The sequence below is a fragment of the uncultured Salinisphaera sp. genome (genome assembly GCF_964012375.1).
In the GTDB taxonomy this organism is placed as follows: Bacteria; Pseudomonadota; Gammaproteobacteria; order Nevskiales; family Salinisphaeraceae; genus Salinisphaera.
Genome location: NZ_CAXGSH010000013.1, coordinates 24,680 through 49,115, shown reverse-complemented (window position 1 = coordinate 49,115; position 24,436 = coordinate 24,680). Strand labels below are relative to the sequence as shown.

At 63.3% G+C, this 24,436-nt stretch carries 21 protein-coding genes; 8 read left to right on the top strand and 13 right to left on the bottom strand.

The window, feature by feature from the left end:
- The 3 genes from ABNU97_RS04080 to cynS all read right to left on the bottom strand — a co-directional run.
- The coding region (locus ABNU97_RS04080; protein WP_348765475.1) for a PP2C family serine/threonine-protein phosphatase at positions 1–702 on the bottom strand (702 nt) is incomplete at its 3' end.
- 94 nt (positions 703–796) lie between these two features.
- On the bottom strand, positions 797–1,609 hold the full coding sequence (locus ABNU97_RS04075) for a formate/nitrite transporter family protein (RefSeq protein WP_348765474.1): 813 nt from the start codon (positions 1,607–1,609) through the stop codon (positions 797–799).
- A 54-nt stretch (positions 1,610–1,663) separates the two neighbouring features.
- Positions 1,664–2,110 carry a cyanase gene (gene cynS / locus ABNU97_RS04070; RefSeq protein WP_348765473.1) on the bottom strand — a complete coding sequence of 149 codons (447 nt, stop codon included), beginning with the start codon at positions 2,108–2,110 and terminating at the stop codon, positions 1,664–1,666.
- 248 nt (positions 2,111–2,358) lie between these two features.
- Between cynS and ABNU97_RS04065 the strand changes: the two genes are divergently transcribed.
- Entirely contained in the window at positions 2,359–3,630 is a 1,272-nt protein-coding gene (locus tag ABNU97_RS04065) for a mechanosensitive ion channel domain-containing protein (protein WP_348765472.1), read from the top strand.
- Positions 3,631–3,659: 29 nt separating this feature from the next.
- Here ABNU97_RS04065 and ABNU97_RS04060 read toward each other — a convergent pair whose 3' ends face one another.
- Positions 3,660–3,929: a DUF3253 domain-containing protein gene (locus tag ABNU97_RS04060; RefSeq protein WP_348765471.1), complete on the bottom strand. Its 270-nt coding sequence runs from the start codon at positions 3,927–3,929 to the stop codon at positions 3,660–3,662.
- A gap of 2 nt (positions 3,930–3,931) precedes the next feature.
- The gene (locus tag ABNU97_RS04055; protein ID WP_348765470.1) at positions 3,932–5,668 is read right to left on the bottom strand and encodes an alkaline phosphatase family protein; all 1,737 of its coding nucleotides are present in this window, start codon (positions 5,666–5,668) and stop codon (positions 3,932–3,934) included.
- 262 nt (positions 5,669–5,930) lie between these two features.
- Here ABNU97_RS04055 and ABNU97_RS04050 point away from each other — a divergent pair, with 262 nt between their 5' ends.
- Together ABNU97_RS04050 and ABNU97_RS04045 are read left to right on the top strand one after the other, a co-directional pair.
- The gene (locus ABNU97_RS04050) at positions 5,931–6,911 is read left to right on the top strand and encodes an aspartyl/asparaginyl beta-hydroxylase domain-containing protein (protein ID WP_348765469.1); all 981 of its coding nucleotides are present in this window, start codon (positions 5,931–5,933) and stop codon (positions 6,909–6,911) included.
- Between the two features lie 286 nt (positions 6,912–7,197).
- Positions 7,198–8,295 carry a mechanosensitive ion channel domain-containing protein gene (locus ABNU97_RS04045; RefSeq protein ID WP_348765468.1) on the top strand — a complete coding sequence of 366 codons (1,098 nt, stop codon included), beginning with the start codon at positions 7,198–7,200 and terminating at the stop codon, positions 8,293–8,295.
- Here the strand turns inward: ABNU97_RS04045 and ABNU97_RS04040 are convergent, their stop codons facing one another.
- The 6 genes from ABNU97_RS04040 to ABNU97_RS04015 form a co-directional block, all read right to left on the bottom strand.
- Positions 8,296–8,952: a DsbA family oxidoreductase gene (locus ABNU97_RS04040; protein WP_348765467.1), complete on the bottom strand. Its 657-nt coding sequence runs from the start codon at positions 8,950–8,952 to the stop codon at positions 8,296–8,298.
- 84 nt (positions 8,953–9,036) lie between these two features.
- Entirely contained in the window at positions 9,037–9,684 is a 648-nt protein-coding gene (locus ABNU97_RS04035) for a helix-turn-helix transcriptional regulator (RefSeq protein WP_348765466.1), read from the bottom strand.
- Positions 9,685–9,844: 160 nt separating this feature from the next.
- Complete coding sequence (locus ABNU97_RS04030; RefSeq protein ID WP_348765465.1) at positions 9,845–11,338, bottom strand: UdgX family uracil-DNA binding protein; 1,494 nt, start codon at positions 11,336–11,338, stop codon at positions 9,845–9,847.
- Positions 11,339–12,616 carry a putative DNA modification/repair radical SAM protein gene (locus tag ABNU97_RS04025; protein ID WP_348765464.1) on the bottom strand — a complete coding sequence of 426 codons (1,278 nt, stop codon included), beginning with the start codon at positions 12,614–12,616 and terminating at the stop codon, positions 11,339–11,341. It lies immediately after the preceding gene.
- Between the two features lie 93 nt (positions 12,617–12,709).
- Entirely contained in the window at positions 12,710–14,233 is a 1,524-nt protein-coding gene (locus tag ABNU97_RS04020; protein WP_348765463.1) for a chemotaxis protein CheW, read from the bottom strand.
- Positions 14,233–16,731, bottom strand: coding sequence for a PAS domain S-box protein (locus tag ABNU97_RS04015; RefSeq protein ID WP_348765462.1), 2,499 nt, complete (start codon positions 16,729–16,731; stop codon positions 14,233–14,235). Before ABNU97_RS04015 ends, ABNU97_RS04020 begins: the two co-directional genes overlap by 1 nt.
- A gap of 249 nt (positions 16,732–16,980) precedes the next feature.
- Between ABNU97_RS04015 and ABNU97_RS04010 the strand changes: the two genes are divergently transcribed.
- The gene (locus ABNU97_RS04010) at positions 16,981–17,889 is read left to right on the top strand and encodes a mechanosensitive ion channel family protein (protein WP_348765461.1); all 909 of its coding nucleotides are present in this window, start codon (positions 16,981–16,983) and stop codon (positions 17,887–17,889) included.
- Here the strand turns inward: ABNU97_RS04010 and ABNU97_RS04005 are convergent.
- Positions 17,875–18,462 carry a nitroreductase family protein gene (locus tag ABNU97_RS04005; RefSeq protein ID WP_348765460.1) on the bottom strand — a complete coding sequence of 196 codons (588 nt, stop codon included), beginning with the start codon at positions 18,460–18,462 and terminating at the stop codon, positions 17,875–17,877. The genes ABNU97_RS04010 and ABNU97_RS04005 overlap by 15 nt on opposite strands.
- 91 nt (positions 18,463–18,553) lie before the next feature.
- Positions 18,554–19,387: an alpha/beta hydrolase gene (locus ABNU97_RS04000; RefSeq protein ID WP_348765459.1), complete on the bottom strand. Its 834-nt coding sequence runs from the start codon at positions 19,385–19,387 to the stop codon at positions 18,554–18,556.
- 346 nt (positions 19,388–19,733) lie between these two features.
- Between ABNU97_RS04000 and ABNU97_RS03995 the strand changes: the two genes are divergently transcribed.
- From ABNU97_RS03995 to ABNU97_RS03980, 4 genes are all read left to right on the top strand, one after another.
- Positions 19,734–20,528, top strand: coding sequence for a formate/nitrite transporter family protein (locus tag ABNU97_RS03995; protein ID WP_348765458.1), 795 nt, complete (start codon positions 19,734–19,736; stop codon positions 20,526–20,528).
- A gap of 113 nt (positions 20,529–20,641) precedes the next feature.
- Positions 20,642–21,064 (top strand): alternative ribosome rescue aminoacyl-tRNA hydrolase ArfB, encoded by a 423-nt coding sequence (gene arfB / locus ABNU97_RS03990; protein WP_348765457.1) that lies wholly within the window; start codon positions 20,642–20,644, stop codon positions 21,062–21,064.
- A gap of 333 nt (positions 21,065–21,397) precedes the next feature.
- Positions 21,398–22,960 carry a BCCT family transporter gene (locus ABNU97_RS03985; RefSeq protein WP_348765456.1) on the top strand — a complete coding sequence of 521 codons (1,563 nt, stop codon included), beginning with the start codon at positions 21,398–21,400 and terminating at the stop codon, positions 22,958–22,960.
- Positions 22,961–23,210: 250 nt separating this feature from the next.
- Positions 23,211–24,434 (top strand): GGDEF domain-containing protein, encoded by a 1,224-nt coding sequence (locus ABNU97_RS03980; protein WP_348765455.1) that lies wholly within the window; start codon positions 23,211–23,213, stop codon positions 24,432–24,434.
- The last annotated feature ends 2 nt before the right edge of the window (positions 24,435–24,436 follow it).

Below are 24,436 nucleotides of genomic sequence, written 5' to 3'. Positions count from 1 at the left end.
CACGGTGAGGTTGTCGTGGCTGCCGTGTTCGTAGGCCATGTCCACGATGCGTTGCGCCGCGGTTTCCAGCGCATCGCCGTGGCAGGCCACGGTATCGATGAGGGTGGCATCGTCCATGTATTCGTAGACGCCGTCGGTGGCGAGGATGAACACGTCGCCCACGTCGATCGCGAGTCGCTGGTAGTCGATTTCCACCTGATTGTTAATGCCCAGCGCCCGGGCCAGATAGCTTTCATGGCGCGACATGCGGATACGATGATCTTCGGTCAGGCGTTCGAGCGCGCCATCGCGCAGGCGATAGATACGCGCATCGCCGACATGAAACAGATAGGCGCTTGCGGCCTTGAACACCACCGCGCTGAAGGTGCACACATAGCCGCGATCCGCATCTTCGCGATACTGGCTCTGGCGTGTCTGGGCATACAGCCAGGCGTTGATGGCGGTAATGACGCGCTGTGCCGAATTACGAACCGACCAGGCATCGGAGGTGCAATAGTAGTCTTCGAGAAAACTCGACACCGCGGTTTCGCTGGCGATATGGGCCACATCGCTGCTGCTGATACCGTCGGCGATGGCCAGGGCAATGCCCTTGGACTGCAATGCCGTCCCCTCGGGTAGGCGCAGGCCGTGAAAATCCTGGTTGCGCGGTTTGCGACCGGCCTGGGTAGCCTGACCGGCGGTGATGGCAAGCGACGTGTTCATGACCGCATCACTCGCTGGCGCAACGCGCTCGATACGGGATCACGGGGCGAACCGATGGCCCGCCCCGTGAGTTGCCGGCATAAACGCGCGGCGATCAAACGATCTCGCGCCGTGCCTGGGTACGCACGTGGGTGGAATACAGCGTCAGCCCGGTGAGCGAAATGCCGCCGACGATATTGCCCAGCACGGTGGGAATCTCGTTCCAGACGATGTAGTCCCCCAGTGTATAGCTGCCGCCCAGAATCAGCCCCAGCGGGAACAGGAACATGTTCACCACCGAGTGCTCGAAGCCGAGATAGAAGAACACCATGATCGGCATCCACATGGCTGCGATCTTGCCGGTGGCCGAGGTCGACACCATGGCGCCCACCACGCCCATCGACACCATCCAGTTGCACAGACAGCCGCGGATGAACAGCGTCATCCAGCCGCCGAAACCGTGCTCCTTGTAGCCGAGCGTACGGCCTTCACCGACGTGTGCAATCGTCTGGCCGACTTCGTTGACCGGTACGGAAAAGCCGTAGGTGAAGTTGATCGACATGATCACGGCCACCGTGAGCGCGCCGGCCAGATTGCCGAGGAACACCAGCCCCCAGTTTTCCAGCACCCGGGGGATGGTCACGCCCGGGCGCTTGTCCAGCCAGGCCAGCGGGGTGAGCATGAACACCCCGGTGAGCAGGTCGAACTTCATCAGGTAAAGCATGCAGAAGCCGACCGGGAACAGCACCGCGCCCAGCAGCGGGTTGCCCGTGTTCACGGTGATGGTGACCGCAAAGACCACGGCCAGCGCCAGGATCGCGCCGGCCATATAGGCACGCACGATGGTGTCGCGTCGGCCCATATAGATTTTGGATTCGCCGGAATCGACCATCTTCTTGACGAATTCCGCCGGTTCTAGATACGACATGGGTTCTCCCTGAAACGAGGTGACTGCACCGGAATAGAGCGCTGCATCGCGGTGCTACCAGCGCACATAGGGCAGGAACTTGCCGTTCATGACGATCTTCACGCGATCCCCCTTGGGATGTTCTTCGCGCGCCACGTCGATGGTGAAATCGATCGCCGACATGATGCCGTCGCCAAATTCTTCGTGAATGCACTGCTTCACGCCCGGGCCGAATACCGACAGAATCTCGTAGAAACGATAGAGCAGCGGATCGCTGGGGATGGTCTTGTCCATCCATTGCCCTTTCAGAGGGCATTCCTGTAATGCATCGGCGACGTCGTCGCCCAGGTCGAGCACGGCCGTGATCTTCTGGGCCTGTTCTTCGGTCGCCGAGGCTTCGCCCAGGCAGGCAGTGGCCGTCCATACCGGCGCCATGCCGATCTCGGCGGCGATTTCATCCCAACGCAGTCCCTTGGCTTTCTTGGCATCCAGAATGGCCCGGGTCATGTCTTTCTTTTCCACAGTGTTCCCCTTGATGACGTGAGTTTCTGTCGCCCGGGCGTTGTAACGCGCGCCCCGCCGCGTACCGGTGCGACATCGACAGCGCTTACTGCAAGATACTTGCCATACCCGTCGCGATTGGTCGGCGCGACGCCCGGCTGCAAACGACGCGGTCGCAGGGGCGGCGCTGCGCTTGTGGGCCACCGCGCAGGCCGCTACGGTCGTATCATCTGTGTGTCATCGGCTTTTTCGGGGTATCGATAACCTGCATGTATAAACGTCTGGGCGCGGGCATCACGGCCCTGCTATGTGTTGCCACCTGCGTTGCGGCTGCGGCTGCCCTGTATGGCTGGTGGCGTACCGATCACTGGAACGGACTGCCGATCCCACAAATTGCGCTGACGCTGGCCACGGTTCTGCTGGCATGGCTTGCCAGCCGCTGGACCGACCGACTCGCCACCGGCCTCAATGAAGGCCATCGCGTATGGCAGCGCCGTCTGCGGCGCTGGCTCAACGTGGAAGACGGCGAACGCTTTCGCGAAGCCGACCTCGTCGCCGCACTCCTGCATATGGCCATATGGCTGGCCGTGCCTCTGGCATTACTGGGTATCTGGGGGCTGTCCCGCGCGAGCTTCGACATGCTCCGGCATCTGGCCTGGACCGGGTTCAACCTCGGCCAGGTCCAGATCGTGCCGGCCCAGCTCATCATGGGTGCCCTGTTGCTGGTACTGCTGGCCACCGTCATCCGCTGGCTGACCGGGCGCATGGAGAACCAGTGGCTGGCGCGCACGCCCATGGAAACCCATACCCGCGAGGCGGTGGCCACGATTACCGGCTACGTGCTGTTCGTGATCGCGGCCCTCGTGGTGCTCAGCTATGTGGGCCTCGACCTCACCAAGCTGGCGTTCATCGCCGGCGCGTTGTCGGTGGGTATCGGCTTCGGGCTGCAGACGATCGTGAACAACTTCGTCTCGGGGCTGATCCTGTTGTTCGAACAGCCGGTGCGGCGCGGCAACTACATCACCGTGGGCGAAACCGAAGGCTTCGTCCGCCGGATTCGTATTCGTGCGACCGAGATCGAGACGCTGCAACGCACGACCGTGGTCGTACCCAACTCCGAGCTGCTGACCCTGCACCTGAAGAACTGGAACCTGCGCGATCGCTACGGGCGGATCGGCTGTCCGGTCGGCGTGGCTTACGGCAGCGACGTGCGACTGGTGGAACGGCTCCTGTTGGAAGTCGCCGACGAGCACAAGGACGTCATCAGCGATGGGCGTGGCGGCGTGCCGAAACCGGTGGCCCTGTTCCGCGGCTTTGGCAATTCCACTCTCGACTTCGAGCTGCGCTGTTTCATCCGCGATGTGACCCGACGCTTTTTCGTGGTCTCGGACCTGAATTTCGCTATCGACGCCGCTTTTCGCGAACACGATGTCACCATCGCCTTTCCGCAGCTCGACGTTTGGCATCGCAGTCTACCGCCCACCCCACAGCCGCCCGTTGATAGCGGCGACGACGCGCCGGACAACACGCGCCCGGACTGAGCCGGGCCTCGTTCCGTGCCCGGTACCGGCTAGGGGCCGCCCTCAGTCGGGCGGCCGAGACGGATCGGCCCACGCGCGTTGCGAATATTCACCGGCCAGCCGCCCTGCGTGGCCACGATCTCGCCTGCATCGATCAGCCGCGCGGCCGCTGCGCGCACCTCGTCCATATGATCTCGCCACTCGTTCGCCGACCACAGGCCCCGCGCGACTTCGGAAGGACAGATCGTGGCACCGCGCCGACGTGCGTCAACGCCCTCCAGAATGGCGGTTTCGATCGCGTTGTATCCAGAATCGGTCATGCTTAGCGGTGCGGCGCGGCGTCGCCGGCAGGCGCACCCTGGCGTAGACGCAGCAGCAGATCGGCGATCAGACGCTGGTCGTGGCGGCCGGCGAACGTCGTCTCCACGATACGACGCAGCGCCTCGCGCGTTTCACCGTGCCGAGCGACGATCAACGGCAGTTCGGAATCCCGCGCCGAGGGGCTGCCGTGCCAGGAATGATAAAGCGGTGCGAAATAATAACGCTGGGCCGGGTCTTCGCGATCGCCGTTGTGAGCGACCAGGATCAGATCGCCGGCGCGATCACCGTGCGGGCCCACCGTCAGATCGTGCAGCCTTTGCGGCATATCGACATAGTTCGGATGCGGATGGGCGGCCAGATAGTCCGCGATCGGCTGGGTCTTGCCGTGCCCGGTATAGACCTCGAATACCTGTTCGGCGTCGCTGTCGGAGGTCGCGATGCGAACCAGGATCATGTCCAGCGTATCCCGCATTTCCGGTACCAGCAGGCCGTCTTCGTTGTTGCGATAGAACGCCTCGGCCGCGGTTTCGATATCCGCGGCGCGCGCGGGCTGGGTCCAGTCGCAGGGCGTATCGCGGGTGGCACAGGTGGTGCGATCGGCCACGTATACATAGGCCAGCGCGCCCTGGTAGGCGATCACGGCATCGAAGAATACGTCGTCATCGATATCCAGCGCATAGGGACGCAGGGTAAAGCCGGCGGCTTCGAGCACGTTGGGCGGCTCGCCCGCGCCGTCGGTCGAAAGCGAGTGCGCGTCGTCGTGCAGCACGCCGGTATGGCCGTGGTCCGAGGTGATCACGATATAGCGATCGTCGAGCTCGCCGGCCTCTTCCAGCGCTTCGTAGAGGTCGGCCATCATCGGCTCGAGGCCTTTCTTGAGGTAGTCGCGGCGCGAAACGTCCGGGTCCGCGTCGGTGATATGGGCGTAGTGATCCAGCCCGGGCAGATAGATCGTGATGACATCGGCGGCCGGTTCGTCCTCGATGAGGTCGTCCATGTTCTCGATGACCTCGGCGTCCAGCTCCTCGAACAGCGATAGCGACTGCGCGCCGGTGAGCTGGCCGGCCACATGTTCGGCGAACAAACTCTGAAAGGCATCCAGCATGGCCGTACGGTCGGTGAGGATCAGACGATCGGCACCGCGATAGAACTGATGCATGCCTACCCAGATGCGCGCACCCGGGTCGGTTTCGCGCAGGCGTTCATAGATGGTCGGCACTTCCAGCAGATCGTTCGCATAGCCGTCGGTATAGATCTTGAATACCTGCGTGGCTTCGGGAATCGTCACCGGCACGGGCGCGGCATACTCGCCGGTCGCACGAACAAAGTACTCGTTGCCGGCCACGCCGTGCTCGGCCGGATTGGCGCCGGTGACCGTGGTGGCCCAGGACACGGCGGTCGATGAAGGCAGCACGCTGACGATCGAGTCCTCGAACCAGGCATGGGCGAACTCGTGGCTGCCCTCGTCGCCCAGCAGGCGCGCCATCTCGGGCAGCTCGCCGGCGCGCAGCATGTCGTAGAGCAGGGGCCGATCGATGCCGTCGATGGCCACCAGCAGCAGCTTGGGCGCCTCGCGGGCGGCCGGGCGTGCGTCGGCATCCGTGTCGCGTAGTTCGACCTGTTCGCCCGCCACCCAGAACTGGGCGGCCTGCCAGGCGCAGCCGCTGGCCAACACGGCCGCACAAGCACCCAGTACCAAGCCCGCGGCACGTGCCCGCCGACTGTTTGCTATTCCCACGCTCTGACTCCTTGTTTGCGCTGCTCGCGGCAACGCGGCTTTGCCCACGCGCAGCGGGCCACGCCCATTTTCGCGCGCTAAAAATAAACGAAACGGCGCCGCACCGCCTGCGTTTACGCCCAGATCGCCGCGCTGTCGGCCGACGCGGTCATTGGCCTGTACATGCTTGACGCCGTACTAACACCGGCCGTCGCAGAGTAGCGGCTCCTACGAGGCAAGTGGTCGACCGGGACATATCGCAGGCCACGAAAAAGGAGTTGTTATGCCCTTATTGTGGATGTTCGCGGGGCTGTTGGTCTTTGTGACCGGCTCCATGTTCTATGTGTACCGCCTTCGCGGCAACGTACGATACGACAGCTTCAAACAGTATCTGCGCAAGGGCTGGCCGATTTTCAGCCCGCTCAACTGCCTGTTGTACCTGTTTACCGAGCCCCGGGCGCAAAAGCCGATCGCCGATACGGCGCGCTTTCCCGAGCTGGACGTGATTGCCCGCAACTGGTCGGTGATTCGCGAAGAAGCCCTCGCCCTGTATCGCAGCAACGCCTTCGAAGACACCCAGTCCACCGAGTCGGCGGCCTATTACGACATCGGCTTTCGTACCTTCTACAAATACGGCTGGCGCAAGTTCTATCTGCGCTGGTATGGCACCACCCACAACTCGGCCCAGCGTCTATGCCCACGGACCACGCGCCTGCTCGAAGGCGTGTCCTGCGTGAATGGCGCCATGTTCTCGGTGTTACCGGCCGGTTCCAAACTCACGCGTCATGCCGACCCGGCGGCCTGTTCGTTGCGGTATCACCTGGGCCTGGCCACGCCCAATGACGACGCCTGCTATATCAATATCGACGGCGAGGATTATTCCTGGCGCGACGGCGAGACGCTGCTGTTCGACGAAACCTATCTGCATTACGCCCATAACGATGCCGAACAGGATCGCGTCATCCTGATGTGCGATGTCGAGCGGCCGACGCGCGTGGTCGGCCCGGTCGTGAATTTCTTCTACAAGGCCATCATGCGGGCCACGCTCGTGCCCAACACCGCCGAGGACAAGCGCGGCCTGGCCAACCGGGTATTCGCAGGCCTCGCGCCCGTGTTGGCGAACACGCGCGAACTCAAGCACACGCATCCGGCGCGTTACACCACCATCAAGTACTGCGTAAACGCCACGCTGGTCGTGCTCGCCGGCGGACTGCTGCTGGGCGCCTGCATGGCCGTGTATTCGCTGGGCACCGCGCTTGCCTGATCGCCGCGCCGGTACCGGCCGGGGCCGGCCGGGCGCGCCCGATATGGGCGCGGGCTGAAATCCTGCGTCGATGCGCGAGCGAATACGGGCCGGCGTGCTCGTTCGAGCCACGCTGCGGTCATAATGGGCGATACACCCCATAGCAAGGGCGAACGTCGCTTGCGGGAGACGCCTGGCACGGATTTCGCTAACTGACAGCTGTCGTGAGTGAAAACCGGATCGGGCGCTTCAAGCATCGCGGCGCCCGTACCGTTACCGCGGAGTCCGCGTACGTGAAACGCATCGAATGCTAGAAAGTCTGGATACCCCGGCCGGGCGCTGGGCGCTGGCGCTGTGTACGGGCGCCGCCTCGGCGATCGTCGTGACCATCGTCTATGTCCTGCTGATCAAGGTCGCCTATCGGCTGACCCTGCGGCATACCGTCGCCCGGGAATTCCTGCGCCAGTGCGACAAGCCCGGCGCGGTGGTGGTGTTCTTCCTGACCCTGCAGGCGGTCTGGCATGCCAGCCCGGACGATATCCCCTGGATCGCGGCCATTCGGCATATGAACAGCCTATGCCTGATCCTGGCACTGACCTGGGCCGCGCTCTGTGCGATCACGGCCATCGGCGATCTCATCGTCAGCCTGAACCCGGCCGTGGAAGGCCGGCACCACTCGGCGCGCAAGCTCGAAACCCAGGCCCGTTTTCTCACCCGCGGCCTGACGGTGCTGGTGGCGATCATCGGTATCTCTACCGCGCTGATGACCTTTCCCTCGATTCGCCAGCTGGGCACCAGCCTGCTCGCCTCGGCCGGTATCGGCGGCCTGATCATCGGTTTTGCCGCGCGGCCGGTGCTTTCGAACCTGCTGGCGGGCTTGCAGATCGCGTTATCGCAGCCCTTTCGGATCGAAGACGTACTCAAGTTCAAGGACGAATGGTGCTGGGTCGAGGAAGTGACCATCACCTATGTCGTGCTGCGCACCTGGGATTTGCGCCGCCTGGTGGTGCCTTTGCAGTGGTTTATCGAAAACCCCTTCGAGAACTGGACGCGCCGGCCCACGAGCCTGATGGGCACGGTATTCATGTGGCTGGACTATCGCATGCCGGTGCCGCCGCTGCGCGCCGAGTTCGAACGCCTGCTCAAAGCCGACAGCGCCTGGGACGAACTCATCGGCACCACCCAGGTGGTGGAGGCCGGCGAGCACGCCATGCAAATACGCTTTTTGATGAGCTCGAACGATTCCATCGCGCTGTGGCATCTGCGCTGTCGCATGCGCGAGGCGCTGCTGGATTTCGTGCAGCGCGACTATCCGGACTATCTGCCGAACGTGCGTGCCCGTATCAACGAAGACGAAGTGCCCGAGCCGTCACGCCCACCCGAGCCGACGCCCGATCAGGCCTGATCAGCCCTGTTCGACCTGCTCGGCCGCGATCTGGCGCAGGGCATCGGCCAATGTCTCGGGCGGCTGGGCGCCGGCCAGCAGATACTTGTGGGCGACGATGAACGACGGCACCGACGATACGCCCAGCGACTGCCAGTAGCCGATTTCGTGTTCCACCTGCTCGGCATAGGCATCGCCGGCAACGATTTCGCGGATGCGCCCGCCATCGAGCCCCAGCGATTCGCCGATCGTGGCCAGCAGCGCTGGGTCCGTGGGGTTTTGCGCGCGACCGAAGTAGGCCTCGAACAGCGCCCGGTTGAACGCGGCGTCGCAGCCCTGCTCCTTGGCGTACGCCAGCACGCGATGCGTTGCGAACGTGTTCCACGAACGGCGCTCGAGCGCCTTTTCGAAATTCAGCCCCAGTTCGTGTGCCGCGGCGGTGATCTCATGCTGGGAGGCTTTCATCTCGGCCTCGCTACGGCCGTATTTCGCGCTCAGATGCTCAAGAATATCGCGGCCCTCGGCCGGCACGTCCGGATTGAGCAGAAACGGATGCCATTCGACTTCCACCGCGAGTTCATCATTCAGCAGCGCCAGCGCCTGCTGCAGGCGCGCATCGCCGATGGCACACCAAGGGCAGACCACATCGGACACCAGATCGATCTTGAGCGTTTGCATCGCTCGGCTCGTGACAGGATTTATGTACGGATAGTGCCGTTGCTTACGCCGGTTTCAAGCCGGTAGCCGCCGCGATAGCCGCAGCTAGCCGCGGCGTCTGCCGGCGGTGTCGTCGTCCGTGCCGCGCGACGCCGTGCTCTGCTGGAACTGCACCGCCATCGTGAGCGCACTCTCGCAAAACGCCATGACCCGCTCGAAATCGGCCTGGGGCAGCTGGCGCGCGGCTTCGTTGCCGCGATAAATATTCATCCACTGGCGATCGCGTTCGACCATGCCGGGCAACCGGCCCACGCCCCAGTCCTCGGCCAGAGCCCACAGACGCGGGTTGAAACCACGCACCAGCTGGATGAGAAACGGAATCGGATCGTTGCGGGCCAGCAGCGATGTCAGGCGCAGGATGAGATCGAACGACACCGTCGCCGAGCCCTGCTCCATGGCCTGGAGCACGGTCTTGTCCTCGACGTCCAAAGCGTTGGCGAGTTCGTCGAGCGACAGCCCCGCGGTCTGGCGGGCATCCTGAATCGCCTCGCCGGCGCGTTTCATCCAGGCGCGCTGCTCGTCGGACAACAGCCGCCGCTGGGCGCGATCGAGAATGATGGTGCGCCCGATATCCAGCGTCAGCCCGCCCACGCGGCGGGTGAGCGCGCCCAGCGCCTTCTTCGACAGGCTGCCGCTGAGGCTCGCGAACTGCCCCAACAGATTGCTGCGTGCGCTTTCGCCTTTGTCTGCCATACGATTCGACCATCCGCGGCTGTATTGCAGCGCTGATCATGCACGCCCGGCGTGCGGTGCGCGAGTCGAAGCGAGCGCGTTGTCGATTCATCGGGCAAAGCGGTCGAGCTAATCGAGGTTTCGAGCCCACTACGAAAACGCCGGACTTTCGATCCTCGAATCAGACCCAATCGACGGCTTTTGCCAGATCGGCAACGAAACGCGCGTATTCGCTATGGTTCGCCGCAGCCGCGCCGCGGCGCAGCAGATAGGACGGATGCACGGTCAGCAGATAGCGCCGACCGTCGTGGTCGATGAACCGGCCGCGATCACGGCTGACGCGCACGTCGGCACCGAGCAGCGAGCGCCCGGCGGTGGCGCCCAGGCAAATCACGAGCTCCGGCGCCACCAGGCCGATCTCGGTGTCCAGCCAGGGGCGACAGGCCATGACTTCGGTTTCACTCGGGGTGGCATGCAGGCGCGTCTTGCCGCGTGGACTGAATTTGAAATGTTTGACGGCGTTGGTCAGATACACCCGCTCCCGCGCGATCCCGGCCGCTGCCAGCGCGCGATCGAGCAGCTGGCCGGCCGGGCCGACGAACGGCCGGCCGGCAAGATCTTCGCGATCGCCGGGCTGTTCGCCTACGAGCATCACGCGCGCCTGGGCCGGGCCTTCCCCGAACACGGTCTGGGTGGCGGGCTGCCAGAGCGGGCAGCTGCGACAGGTCGTCGCCTGCAGGGCGAGGCGCTCCAGCGAGGCGGGCGCGCTGGCTTCAACCGCCGCGGCATTGTCGGCGTCCGGGCTTGCCGGGCGCGGCCCGCAGCGCAGTTCGTCGCTGTGCCTGCGGTTGGCCTCCATGGCCTGCACGCGCCGGTCCGCATCGCGCAGAAGCGATGGAATGAGATGCGCCTCGGGCATGTTCTTCCAGTACTTCTGCGGCATTTCCGACTGCATCGCGCGAATCTTGACCCGGGCGGGGTTGAATATGCTGCGGTAATAGGTCTGCCAGGCAGCCTCCAGCCGATCGCCCTCGGGCGCGGCCGACTTGTCGGTGCCCGGCGAAAACCAGACATCGCCCTCGCCTTCCCAGTGCGCGCAGCCGAACGGGGTGAGAATTGACCAGCGCATGTTGGCGAATCGGCGTTTGAAAAAGCCGCTGACGTACTCGACGATGAAATGCTCGGGCTCGAACCAGGCGACATAGCGCGGCTCGGCATCGGCAGCGCCCGGCTCATCGACTTCGCGAAAACGAACGAACGCCTTCATCTTGTGCACGTCGCGCCGTACGGCCTTGGCATAGGCCCTGAGGCGCACCACGTCGCGATCGCCGCTGAGCTGCAACAGATGGCGTTCGCCGTGGGTCAGCCGCCACAGCAGCCGATACAAAAGCGCCCAGCGATCGTCGTCAACATGGCAGGCCACCGCGCGGGCCTGGTCGACGAAGGCCCTGGGCACCCGCCCCGCCGGCCGCGCTGCCGGCTTGTCGGCAGGCACCGAGACTTTCGTATCCTGTGATTCCGCGCTCGGCTGCCACCAGACGCGCTCCGGCGGCATATCGTCGGCCAGCAGCTGGCGAGCCCGGCCCTGCCAGCCGGCGAAATCCGGCGAGAACCTCGCCACCACCTGATCATCGGCGGTCGAGGCGGAATCGAATAGCGAAACCTGGAAACTCATCTAGAAATCGAAGGCCTGTTGCGCGGCGCGTGCGGGCACAAAGCGGGCCCGCAGCACGGCACTGGGCGCTTCGGACAGGGCCGGGCGGTGATTGGCGCAAACCACGAACGGCATGGCTTTCTTGACGCTGGCCTTCAATGCCACGAGATCTTCAAGACGTATCTTCTGCCAGCGTCGAATCTTGAGCAGCTTTTGTACCGATTTGACGCCGAGGCCGGGTACTCGCAGTAGCTGTTCGCGTGGGGCCCGGTTGAGATCCACCGGAAAATAACCGCGGTTGCGCAACGCCCAGGCCAGCTTCGGATCGACATCGAGATCGAGCATGCCTGCGGCCGCCAGATCGTCACTGCCGGCCGTTATTTCGTCGTGGCCATAACCATAGAAGCGGATCAGCCAGTCCGACTGGTACAGCCGGTGTTCGCGCATGAGCGGCGTACGCCGGGCCGGCAGCTTGGCCGAGGCATCGGCAATAGGCGAAAAGGCAGAGAAATACACCCGCTTGAGCTTGTAGGCGGAGTACAGATTCGCCGTGGTGGACAGGATCTGGGCATCGGTGGACGGCTCGGCACCCACGATCATCTGCGTGGACTGACCGGCGGGCGCGAATCGGGGCGCGGCGACTCGCCGCGGCGACAGACTCGACGTTCGACGCGCCTCGCGCCGGCTGTCGGCATATTCGTCCTGGCGCGCCCGGATACGCGCCATCGACAGCTTGATGGTTCGATGATCCTTTTCCGGCGCGAGATCGGCAAGCGCGATCCGCGTGGGCAATTCGACGTTGATCGACAGCCGGTCGGCATAGGTGCCAGCATCGGCGAGCAGCTGGCCGTCGGCGTCCGGAATGGTCTTGAGGTGGATATAGCCACGAAAATCGTGGTCGATACGCAGCCGGCGCGCGACTTCCACCAGCTGGCCCATGGTGTAGTCCGGGCTCTGGATCACCCCCGAACTCAGGAACAGGCCTTCGATATAGTTGCGCTTGTAGAAGTCCAGCGTCAGGCGCACCACTTCGTCGACCGTGAAGCGCGCCCGTGCCACATTCGACGAATTACGATTGATGCAGTAGCTGCACTCGTAGACGCAGAAATTGGTCAGCAGGATCTTGAGCAACGAAATACAACGCCCGTCCGGCGCATAGGCATGGCAGATGCCCGAGCCTTCGCTCGAACCAACGCCCTTGCCGTCCAGCGAGTGTCTCCGGCGGGTGCCACTCGACGCACAGGAGGCATCGTATTTCGCGGCGTCCGCCAGGATTTCGAGTTTCTTGAGCAGCTCCATAGCTGTAATAATATACAGCTATGGCCCGTTTGGATTCACGGCGCGGCTATTTTCTCAAGCCGCGCCGGCCCGCCGGCGCGCCCGTCGCGCACCTCAGGCGTTCGCTGCGTCGGCCACGCGCGGCCGCTGGCCACAGACGGCGTCCCCTGCGGGCACCTGGCCGCCAAGCAACTGTGCCGCCAGAGCCTGCAGGCAAAGCAGCGAAAGATACTGTTTACGCTCGCCCACGCCCACCGACGTCAGACAGTGATGCCGCTGGGCCAGCGTCGGCGCGGCCTTGTCGCTGCCGCGTCGATGCACCTGCAGACTGTCGGCCGGGGCTTCGATGTATTCGATATCGCGCGCGACATCCACCATGAACCCGATGCGCCCGGCCGGTACGGCCACAACCAGCACCTGACATTGCGCGTTTGGCGGGTTGTCTCGGCCGAGCAAACGGCGCAGATCAACCAGGGTGACGAGCTCGTCCAGATGCCGGAATACGCCTTCGAACACGCCGGCACCGCCCAGCGGAGAATATTTTTCGGGCATGGCCAGTACGGCCTCGAGCTGATCCATGAAGACCACGAACTCGCCGGCCGCTTCGAAGTGCAGGAAGGCAAAGCGCCGCCACGCCACCGCGCTGCGCTCGCGCTGCTGAACGTCCTGGTTGAGCTCCGCGTGCACGCGCGCGATGTTGGTAAGCGTTTCCTGCGCGAATAGCGCGGTGTGGGAGAGCATCAACGCGTCCGGCATGTCCGGGCGCGACAACAGACCGGACACGATCGTATCGCCCCGCTGTTCGGCCGGCCCAGCCAGGGGCAGACAATCCTGCGGCTGATAATCGACCATGCTCAGAATATGATCGACGGCCAGAGCCAGATTGCCCTGCCCTGTATCCAGAATGACCATCTGTTCGGGCACGCGCTTGGAGGCTGGCTGCCCCATGAGCAGAAGAGCATCGAATACCGGCACGATATCGTTACGTAACCGATGGTTGCCCAGGTACCCGGCGATAGCCACCGCCGGTTCGGTTAGCGTATGACAATCCGCGATCTCGCGTACCACGTCGGCATCGATCGCAAGCGTCATCGCGCCCGCACTCGCCACCACTGCACGCTGGCGGGTGGTCGCCCGCGCATAGTTGCCGGTACGCGCAGCGCGCGCGCTGCGCCCCGCTTCGTCGCTGACATGCACCATGCCTTCGATCGCGAGCATGGCCTCGATATCGAGCACATAGATGGGCCGATCACTGCCCGAGCGGCAGAACACGCGATTGGCGAACAACCGGACCGCGTCATCGTCGCGATCCAGCGTATTCAGCCGCTCGTCGTCGAGCGTGATGACATCGCCAACGCGATCCACGACCACGCCGAAGCGACGCCCCTTGTTGGCCAGCACGGCCACGGTATGGCCACTCTCCGGCGCAGCCGGCTCTCGGGCGAGGCCGAGCATGCCAGCCAGATCCACTGCTGGAACCTGGACGCCACGCAGGGTGAAGCTGCCCATCATCCAGGCCGGCGTGCGGGGCATGGGCGCCGGCGGCTGGCCCAGCGATACGACCTCGCGCAGCGAAGCCACATCAAAAGCGACTTCGCTTTCCCCGGCCCCGAGAATGCCGAATTTCTGGGTGCTCATCAGCCTGCGTTGACCGCCTTCAGTCGGGGCGGCTCGGCGCGCTGCGTGCGTTGGTCGCTGCGAACGTTGTCGCGGGTGGAATCGGTAAGCTCGCGAATCAGCCCGTCTACGCGGTCGGCCGTGCTCAGCTGACTTTCGGTCGTGGTTGCGATTTCCTCCACCGAGGAGGTCGTCTGTTCCACGCCTTCGGCAATCCGCCCGAACGCGTCGTGGGCCACGCGAATGACGTTGTTGCCGCTATCGATACGCTTGAGCGACTGGCTGATGAGTCGATTGATCTGGCGGGTGGCGTCGGCCGACTTCTCGGCGAGCTTTCGCACCTCGTCGGCGACGACCGAAAATCCGAGCCCGTGTTCGCCGGCCCGTGCTGCCTCGATGGCGGCATTGAAGGCCAACAGGTTGGTCTGCGAAGCGATTTCGCCGATCACCTTGACGATTTCCTCGATATCTTCGGAGGATTTCTGGATCGCGCCCATGGCTTCGGTGGAGTTTTCCAGCGCCTTGACGCCCTGGGCCGCTTCGCGCTGCGTCGTGCGCGCCATTTCCCGCGTCAGCCGCGTGTTCTCCACGATCGAGGCAATCGAGGCATGCAGTTCTTCCACCGCGCCACGCATCGCTTGCGACTGCTGCTGGATATGCTCTTCGCGCTCCACCTGTTCGGTGATGTCGGTAGCGAACTTGACCACCTTGTAGGGCTCGCCGTCGGCGTCGAAGATCGGATTGTAGGTCGCCTGAATCCAGATCCGCTGGCCGAAACGGCCGATACGCATGAAGCGGTCGCTTACATACTCGCCGCGGGCGAGCGTCTGCCAGAAATCGCGATAGGCACCGCTGGCGACATAGGACGGATCACACAGCAGACGATGATGCTGACCGATGAGTTCATCGCGCTGATAGCCCAGCGTATGCAGGAAGTTGTCGTTGGCGGTCAGGATATAGCCCTTGAGATCGAACTCGATCACCGCCTGCGAACGGGCAATGGCGTTGACCTTGCCTTCGAACTCGGTGTTGCGATGCTTGTCGTCGGTGATATCCGTGGCGAACTTGACCACCTTGTAGGGGCGGCCATGCAGATCGAAAATCGGGTTGTAGCTGGCCTGCAGCCAGATTTCGCGCCCGCCCCGGGCCACGCGTTTGAACTGGTCGGCGATGTATTCACCGGCCGCGAGCTTCTTCCAGAGCAGCTTGTAGTCCTCGCTGTCGGCGTAGTCCTCTTCGCAGAACATGCGGTGATGCTTGCCCACTATTTCGTCGAGCCGATAGCCGACCACGTCGCGGAAGTTCTTGTTGGCCGTGATGATCGTGCCGTCGAGGTTGAACTCGATCACGCCCTGGGCGCGGTCGATCGCGGCGAACTTGCCATCGGCCTCGGCCTGCGCCCGGCGCTCGTCGGTGATATCGCTGGCGAACTTGACGATCTTGGTCGGCCGTCCGCGCGCGTCGAGAATCGGGTTGTAGATCGCCTGCAACCAGATCTCCTGGCCATCCCGCGTGAGGCGTTGAAATTCGCCGGACACGAATTCGCCGCGAGTAAGACGCGCCCACAGATTGCGGTAGTCCTCGCTTTGCGCATATTCCAGGTCGCACAGCCGGCGGTGGTGCTCGCCGACGAGTTCGGCTTCGCTGTAGCCCATCAGGGTAAGGAAGTTAGCGTTGGCCTTGAGCACGTTGCCATCAAGATCGAACTCGATCACCGCACGCGAACGATCGATGGCCCGCAACAGGCTATGGGACTCGGCTTCTTGCATCTTCTGTGCCGTGATATCGGCCGCGAACTTGACCACCTTGTACGGCCGGCCATCGGCGTCCAGCACCGGGTTGTAGCTGGCCTGCAGCCAGATTTCACGCCCGTGCTTGTCGAGCCGGCAATATTCGCCGCTCATGAACTCGCCGCGCGCAAGCGCGCGCCAGAATTCGCGATAGGCCTCACTCTCGACATAGGCGTTTTCGCAGAACAGCCGATGATGACGACCGCGAATCTCGTCCAGCGTATAGCCGGTGACGGCCAGGAAATTCCGATTGGCATCCAGGATGATCCCGTCGAGGTCGAACTCGATCGCTGCCTGCGAACGATCCAGCGCGCTGAGCTTGCTGGCATGCTCCGCGCTGATCTGTTTTTCGCGCGTAATATCGGTGGCCAGCTTGATGATCTTGATGACATCGCCGGCCTCGTCGCGGATCGGGTTGTAGGTGGCACTCAGCCAGACTTCCCGGCCGTCCTTGGCCACCCGTCGGTATTCACCGCTATCGAAATGGCCGCTGCCGAGCCGCTCCCAGAATTCGGCATACTCGGGCTGCTCGACGTCTTCGGCCGTGCAGAACATACGATGATGCTGCCCGACGATTTCATCAAAGCTATACCCCAACGTTTCCAGGAAATTGGCGTTGGCGTTGAGCACGAGTCCTTGTGCATCGAACTCGATCACGGCGCTGGCCTGACCGATCGCGTGACGGAGCGCCTCGAGTTCGGCTGTCGCGACAGTAGAAGAATCAGTCATGTAAGTCCGCCTGTGTTGATAGGGCAGTAAAGTGTTCTGACGACGCACAAGCCGACCGAAAACCGCTCGATCGCGCTACGACACCGTTGGCATACAAATCGGCGCGTCGGCCCAAAACTTTATTGCCGGGCGGCACCGTGGCGAGGTCGCGATAACGACCGCTGCGGTGACTTACGGCCGCCGCTTGCGCGGCTGTTCTGGCCACGTCCAGCCGATACGCCGGCGCTCGACATGCGCTAGCATTCAGGCATGGCAACGAATGCAGAAACCGCTGCGGCCCCCACCAGCATCGACGAGGTCGTGGCTTCGGTACACGACACCGTTGTCGCCACCTGGGGCGACTTCGTCGCACACCTGCCGTTCATCGGGATATCGCTCGCGATCATCGTGCTGACCTGGCTCGGGGCCTGGCTGAGCACGCTGTTCGCTGCGCGTCTGGCCGGCAAACGAACCCGCCCTTCGCTGCGTCGCCTGATCGATCGACTGCTGTCGCTGGGGATCTGGGCGCTGGGGCTGACGCTTGCCGCCGTCGTGGTGTTTCCCGGCCTGTCGCCGGCAAAGGCGCTCGGCGGTCTGGGGCTGCTGTCGGTGGCCGTGGGCTTTGCCTTCAAGGACACCTTCGAGAATTTCTTTGCCGGCATGCTCATGCTCTGGAAATACCCCTTCGAAAGCGGGGATTTCATCGAAAGCGGCGAGATCATGGGCCGAGTGGAACGGGTCAACGTCCGGGTGACCCATATCCGCCAGGTGACCGGCGAACTGCTGATCGTCCCCAATGCGAGCCTGTTCAAGAACTCGGTGCTCGTACTCACCAATCAGCCGGTACGCCGTATCCATGTCGCCACCGGCGTGGCCTACGACGAGGACCTGGGTGTCGCACTCGAGTTGATCGAAACCGCCGTGCGCGCCTGCGAGAGCCGGGTCAAGGATTACCCCGTACAGGTCTTTGCCACCGGCTTTGGTAGCAGCAGCATGGATATCGACGTGAGCTGGTGGTGCGATTCGACGCCGCTGGGTACGCGCAAATCACGTAACGAAGTCGTGGTGGCGATCAAGGCGACCCTGGATCAGGCCGGTATCGAAATTCCCTACCCCTATCGCACGCTGCATTTCAGGGGGCCGATCCCGGTCGAAAACGAGCCCTCAACGCCCGGCTGAAGCTTCGGCGCAAGCGCCGATACAGAAAAGTGCCACCGGTCGCAGCGGCGCCGGCAGTGCCAGCAGATCAGCCAGACGGCGGTCGTCGAAGCCGGCCACGATAACGCCATCCAGCCTTTCGGCCAGCGTGGCCAGATGCATGTTCTGCAACACTGCGCCCGCTTCGATATGCACGTAGCGTTCACCGCGCCGGCCGTCGGGCTGCTGATCCACAAAATGCGCGTTCGCCGCATCATAATCAGCGGCCACGACCAGCACCGCCGCCGCGTGTTCCAGCCAGGCATCGTCGGCCAGCGAAGTCTCCCTTAGTGCTTCGGGCGAAATTGCTTTCAGCCATTCGCCAAGCCGCGCGTCGGGCGTATCGAGCGCGTACAAACCGGGTTTCGAGGCTTCCAGCCGCTGGACGACCGCAAACAGACGTAGCGGATAGAGCCCATGCGCCGACGGCGCGTTGCGTTTGCCCGAGCTCGAGCGCCCCTGTGCGCAGTGGACGATACGCTCGAGCGCTGCCCGGCTGATGGGTGCATCGCTGTATTCACGGACGCTGTGCCGGCACGCGATCAGCGTGTTCAAGACAGCCCGTGGGTCCGACGGTCGAGTGGTCACTGCTTGCGAAAACGGGGCCGACGACCGGCCCCGTTTGTTGCGCTCTGCGTTCTGCGCCCTAGGCGAGGAAGCCGATCAGCGCTTCGTTGAACTCGTCGGCGTGCGTGGCGTTGATGCCGTGCGGGCCGCCTTCGATGAGCTTCAGCGAACTGTCGGCGATGGCGTCCACAGAACGCTTGCCGCTGACCTCGAACGGCACGATGCCGTCCGAATCGCCGTGGATGATCAGCGTGGGCACATCGAATTTCGCCAAATCGTCGCGAAAATCCGTGCGTCCGAATGCGGCGATGCAGTCCAGTGTGCCCTTGGGCGAGGCGAACCAGGCAATGTTGCGATGGTACTGGCGATTGGCGTCGCTCACGAGCAGCCCGCCCTGTTCGGTGGAGAAGAAGTTGCCGGAGAAGTCTTCGAAGAAGGCCGGCCGATCGCTCTTCACCCCGTTCTCGAAGTCGGCGATGGTGGCATCGTCCAGACCACCGTCGGGATTATCGTCGGCCTTGTAGAGGTAAGGCGGCACCGCGGCGGCGAGTACGGCCTTGGCCACGCGATCGCTGCCATAGGTACCGATATAGCGGGCGACTTCGCCACCGCCCATGGAGAAGCCGACCAGCGTCATGTCGGACAGGTCCAGATGTTCGACCAGCCTGTTCAGATCGCGGGCGAGCGTGTCGTAGTCGTAACCGCCGAACGGCTGCGACGATTTGCCGAATCCGCGCCGATCGTAGGTGATGACTCGATAGCCGGCGTCGACGAGCGCCGGCACCTGGTTCTCCCAGGAGCGCCCGGACAAGGGCCAACCGTGGATGAGCACCACCGGCTTGCCGCTGCCCACATCCTCGTAATACAGCTCTACCGGCGCATCGTTTTCGCGATCGACTTCAATAAATGCCATAACGCGTTCTCTTGTCGAATAGTCATTCAAGAACATGGGTCGACGCAGGCCCGAGACAAGTGGCGCCCGGGTTGGCCACAGCGGCTAACGTAGCCACGTGTCCCGTACTCACCCATTCGGCTACCGTGGCCAACCCGGCATAAAGACAGCTGCCTGCGTCAGCTGTTTCCAACGCCATCGAAGGCTAAACGCCGGCAGCTGTGCGTTTTTATTTTCAATGGCGTCGCGGGCGGCGGCCGTGGCGCGCGTACGTTCGCACACGCGCATCATCAGCCCGAAAAATTATCCATCGTCAGGCCGGGTTGATAGTCTTGCCCGCCGTCTCGATTGCCTTGCGCACAATTCAATGTCCGATTCACAGCCGCGTCCCATTCCCAACGCGCGCGTTTCTGCCCGCGCGATCTACCAGACCATTCGCCGCGACGGCGAAGAAGAAATGGCCCGGCCCATGGGCTCGTTGTGGTGGTCCGGCGTGGCGGCCGGCATCGCGATTTCCACATCGGTAATTGCCGAGGGCCTGCTGCAAACCAGCCTGCCTGACAGCCCCTGGCGGGAACCGCTGGCGGCGTTCGGTTACTGCGTAGGGTTCGTGCTGGTGGTGCTCGGGCGCATGCAGCTGTTCACCGAGAACACGATCACCGCCGTGCTGCCGCTCATGGCCCGCACCAACCGCGAAGCGCTGGCGTGCATCGCGCGGCTATGGAGCGTGGTGTTCATCGCCAACATGTGCGGTACGCTCGTTGCGGCGACCTTTACCGACGTGGTGGGTTTTGCCACGCCAGAGCAGCTTGCCGCATTTCACGAGGTATCGCGGCCGCTGCTGGATAAGAACTGGCTGGATACCCTGCTGCACGGTATTCCGGCAGGCTTTTTCGTTGCCGCCATGGTGTGGATGCTGCCCAATGCCCGCGGCTCCGAGATCGGCGTAATCGTGATCGCGACCTATATCATCGCCATCGGCGGCTTCGCCCATGTGGTGGTGGGTTCGATGGAGGCATTCCTGCTGGTGCTGGCCGGCGAAATCGCGATCTTCGATGCGCTCTGGAGCTGCCTGCTGCCGGCGTTGATCGGCAACGTGCTCGGCGGCACGGTTCTGTTTTCGCTGCTGGCTTATGGCCAGGTTCGCCTCGAACTCGACTAGGGTCTGTGAACACTCGTGCCAATCGCTGCGTTGCTACACAACGCGCACCGCGCCTTGTCTTACGATAGGGCGCGGGGCGACAATTTCATTCGCGTTAACAGGTCCTAGATCGTATGGCGCTTACAATTTCCAACCGCGTTACGATCGCTGATTCGGATATCGAATGGCATGCCGTACGTGCTTCCGGCGCCGGCGGGCAGAACGTCAACAAGGTGGCCACGGCCGTACACCTGCGCTTCGATATTCGTGCGTCTGCGTTGCCCGATATCTACAAGGAGCGACTGCTGCAACGCCGCGATCGCCGTATCACGCGCGACGGCGTGATCGTCATCAAGGCACAGCAGTTTCGAAGCCAGGACAAAAACCGCGAGGATGCGCTCGCCCGTCTGCAGTCGATCGTGGCTGGGGCCACCGCGGTAGCGCGCCGCCGTAAGGCAACGAAACCCTCCCGCCGTGCCAAGCGCAAACGCGTGGATGACAAGACACGGCGCGGGCGGACCAAGGCACTGCGTACGCCGCCCTCACGCCACGATTGAGGCACTGGCTTGCACCTGTTAATCCGCCGCCAAAGCTGCTGACTGCGCCGCTGTTTTCAAACGCCATCAAAAGATCATTGACGGCTCCTGTCCGTCGTTTCTTTCAATGGCCTCACGGCCGTTCGCCGTAGCGCCTGCGTTCGCACACCCGCGTTATCGCCCGGGACCTCATCTGCTGCCATGCCGGGGTAATAATGTATGGTGGCCGGTTAGCCTTTTGCACCGCACCATGCGGCCACGGAGTCTGTAGGCGAGCGCCCCGGTGATGCCGTGGGATCAATCGATGCTGCTTCGTGCCGATAGCGGACATATTGACAACGATATATCGACTCAATGAATCAAACATCAACGGCGCCGGGCGCCGCGCACGCATCGCGCTGGGGCGATCCGATCACGCTGATTCTCGGCCTGGGTTTCGTGGCCGTGTTTCTCGGCCTGTCCCTTTACGATCTGGACGGCGTGGCGAACGCCATTTCGACCGGCTTTGCCTGGACCGCGGCTTCGCTGGGCACGTATTTCGAATGGCTGCTTCTGGCCACGTTCTTCATCGGTATGGGCGTAGCCTGCACACCGGCCGCGCGGGCCCGCATCGGCGCGGTCGATACGCCGGAACTGAGCACCTTCAAGTGGCTATCGATCATCATGTGCACGCTGCTGGCCGGCGGCGGCGTGTTCTTCGCGGCGGGCGAGCCCGTCTATCACTTTCTGACCACGCCGCCGGCGTTCGATAGCGAGGCCGGCACGGCCGCCGCAGTATCCGACGCTCTGGCGCAGTCGTTCATGCACTGGGGGTTTCTGGCCTGGGCGGTGCTGGGGTCGCTGACTGCGATCGTGCTCGCCCATGCCCATTACGACAACGGCGAGCCCCTGCGCCCGCGCAGCCTGCTGCTGCCGGTGCTCGGCCGGCGTGTCGTCCATGGACCCATCGGCAGCGTGATCGACGCGGTCTGCATTATCGCCGTGGTCGCAGGCACGGTCGGGCCGATCGGTTTTCTGGCCACCCAGGTCAGCTACGGGCTGCATGAAATCTTCGGTCTCGCCGAGGGCCTGCCCAGCCAGCTGTCGATTCTGGTCGTACTCGGCGTGGTCTATGTGACATCGGCGGTCACCGGCATTAACCGTGGCATTCAGCTGATGAGCCGCTTCAACGTATTTCTCGCGCTGGGCATCGCCGCCGTCATCTTCGTGTTCGGGCCGACGCTGTTTCTGGTCAACGCCTATAGCCAGGCCTTCGGCGACTACATCAGTTCGTTCATGACCATGGCCACGATGAACGCCCAGACCGCACCGGCCTGGTGGATGAAATGGTGGACGATCTTCTTCTTTGCCTGGTTCATCGGCTACGGCCCGCTGATGGCGATTTTCGTCGCACGTATTTCCCGCGGGCGCACCATCCGGCAGATGATCATATCGGTGGCCATTCTGGCCCCGATCGCGACCACGGTCTGGTTTACCCTGCTGGGCGGATCGGGCATTCATTATCAGATGAGCGGCGTGTTCGATCTAAGCGATGCGCTGGCGGAGTTCAAATTCGATGTCGCCACGCTCACCGTGGCCCAGGCGCTGCCGGGCGGCGCTGCCATGGCGTTGGCGATCATGGTGCTTACCTCGATCTTCGTCGCCACGACCGGCGACTCCATGAGCTATGCCATTGCCGTGGTGGCAGCCGGCCATGACGAGCCTGCCCCGCTCATGCGCGCGCTGTGCGGCATCATCATGGCGGTGATGGCCGGCGTACTCCTGACCATGGGCAGCGGCCAGATCGGCGCGTTGCAGCAGCTGATCGTGATCACCGCCATTCCGGTATCGCTGGTACTGCTGCCTTCCCTCTGGACGGGGCCGAAAACCGCGTATGCCATGGCGCGCGCGCAGGGTATCGTGGCGAATCCGACGTAATCGAGCCAAAACGAGGTCGACGGGATCGGGCCGGTTGAAAATGGGCCTGCTCAAGCCATCCTCGGCGTGGCCGGAGATTGGCTACGTCTTTGAAAACAAAAGAGGGATGCTCGGCGGGCCAAGTTGTGGGACACCAACGGGCCCGCCGGATCGTGGCTGCCCTCGCGAGCGGTTACATTCGTAGAGCCCGCTGATTGCAACCGACTAACGTGATAAAAGGCCCGTTCGCCCAGACGACACAGGTTCTGCCTTGACCAAGCCGCGCGCGACAACCAAGCCGGGTGCGATCGATCGACGGCTGATCGAGCGCTGCCTGAACGATCGCAGTGGCGGACTGGGATTTCCGCCCGTATTGGAGCGATCCTACGAAAGCTACCGACGGGAATATCGCGCACGCGTGATGAGCAGCACGATTGTCCCATCGCTGCTCATCTACAACCTGTTCCTGGTGATCGACTACCTGCTGTTGCCCGGCACGTTCGCAATCGCCCTGTTCTGCCACCTGCTCGTGGTCACACCGCTGTTGCTTGTGGCCGACCTCGTCGTGCGTCAGCGCCCCGGTTTGTGGGTGCGTGAATGCCTGTCGGCCAGCATGCCGCTGGCGATGGCGGCCCAGCTGCTGTTCATCTTCTATCTCAACCGGGGTGTCGATAACGCCGAGCATTATCAGTACGCCATTTCCGGCATCCTGACCTATGCCAACGTCAATCAGAAGCCGCCGTTTCGGTTTGCCCTGGTCAGCACCCTCATCCTGGTCGCCGGATACTGCGGCGTGCTGGTCGCCGCGCATACCGATTTTCCGACCTTGCTGGTGGGTATGTCGCTGATGAGCGGTGTGGGCTATGTGACCCTGGTAGCCAATTACCGCATGGAACGCGATGCCCGGTACGATTTTCTACGCCGCACGCATGACCGGCTGGAATACGAAATTTCCGAGCATGCGGCGACCCATGACCCGTTGACCGGACTGGCCAACCGGCATGAATTCGATCGGCGCAGCGCCCGACTGCAGGCCGATCGACGCCTGTCGAACACGAGCATTGGCGTTCTCATGCTCGATGTCGACAACTTCAAGGCCTACAACGACCACTTTGGACATCCGGCCGGTGATGCCTGTTTGAAGCGAATCGCCGCTGCGATTTCAGCCCAGCTGCGTAACGACGACGATCTGGCCGTTCGCTATGGCGGCGAAGAGTTTCTGGTCCTGCTGTTCGACACCACCCTGGCCGACACGGCAGTGATCGCTGAACGACTGCGCCACACTATCGAGACGTTTCGAATGCCGCATGTGCAAAGCCACACGCACGTGACCCTGAGCATCGGCGCGGCTGCCGGGCGTCTGGCCGATCAGCCCCTGGCCGAACTCATCACGCGCGCGGATGCGGCGCTTTACGACGCCAAACGCGCCGGGCGAAACCAGGTCTCGCCGTGTGTCGAGGCCGCGCATGACGCCTCTGCAAACGCGCCGAGATGACG

Excerpts from the sequence above, each read along its gene's own strand:
- ABNU97_RS04075 (WP_348765474.1), bottom strand. The coding sequence starts at position 1,609 with ATGTCGTATCTAGAACCGGCGGAATTCGTCAAGAAGATGGTCGATTCC.
- ABNU97_RS04065 (WP_348765472.1), top strand. The coding sequence starts at position 2,359 with ATGTATAAACGTCTGGGCGCGGGCATCACGGCCCTGCTATGTGTTGCC.
- ABNU97_RS04060 (WP_348765471.1), bottom strand. The coding sequence starts at position 3,929 with ATGACCGATTCTGGATACAACGCGATCGAAACCGCCATTCTGGAGGGC.
- ABNU97_RS04050 (WP_348765469.1), top strand. The coding sequence starts at position 5,931 with ATGCCCTTATTGTGGATGTTCGCGGGGCTGTTGGTCTTTGTGACCGGC.
- ABNU97_RS04045 (WP_348765468.1), top strand. The coding sequence starts at position 7,198 with ATGCTAGAAAGTCTGGATACCCCGGCCGGGCGCTGGGCGCTGGCGCTG.
- ABNU97_RS04040 (WP_348765467.1), bottom strand. The coding sequence starts at position 8,952 with ATGCAAACGCTCAAGATCGATCTGGTGTCCGATGTGGTCTGCCCTTGG.
- ABNU97_RS04035 (WP_348765466.1), bottom strand. The coding sequence starts at position 9,684 with ATGGCAGACAAAGGCGAAAGCGCACGCAGCAATCTGTTGGGGCAGTTC.
- ABNU97_RS04030 (WP_348765465.1), bottom strand. The coding sequence starts at position 11,338 with ATGAGTTTCCAGGTTTCGCTATTCGATTCCGCCTCGACCGCCGATGAT.
- ABNU97_RS04025 (WP_348765464.1), bottom strand. The coding sequence starts at position 12,616 with ATGGAGCTGCTCAAGAAACTCGAAATCCTGGCGGACGCCGCGAAATAC.
- ABNU97_RS04020 (WP_348765463.1), bottom strand. The coding sequence starts at position 14,233 with ATGAGCACCCAGAAATTCGGCATTCTCGGGGCCGGGGAAAGCGAAGTC.
- ABNU97_RS04015 (WP_348765462.1), bottom strand. The coding sequence starts at position 16,731 with ATGACTGATTCTTCTACTGTCGCGACAGCCGAACTCGAGGCGCTCCGT.
- ABNU97_RS04010 (WP_348765461.1), top strand. The coding sequence starts at position 16,981 with ATGGCAACGAATGCAGAAACCGCTGCGGCCCCCACCAGCATCGACGAG.
- ABNU97_RS04000 (WP_348765459.1), bottom strand. The coding sequence starts at position 19,387 with ATGGCATTTATTGAAGTCGATCGCGAAAACGATGCGCCGGTAGAGCTG.
- ABNU97_RS03995 (WP_348765458.1), top strand. The coding sequence starts at position 19,734 with ATGTCCGATTCACAGCCGCGTCCCATTCCCAACGCGCGCGTTTCTGCC.
- arfB (WP_348765457.1), top strand. The coding sequence starts at position 20,642 with ATGGCGCTTACAATTTCCAACCGCGTTACGATCGCTGATTCGGATATC.
- ABNU97_RS03985 (WP_348765456.1), top strand. The coding sequence starts at position 21,398 with ATGAATCAAACATCAACGGCGCCGGGCGCCGCGCACGCATCGCGCTGG.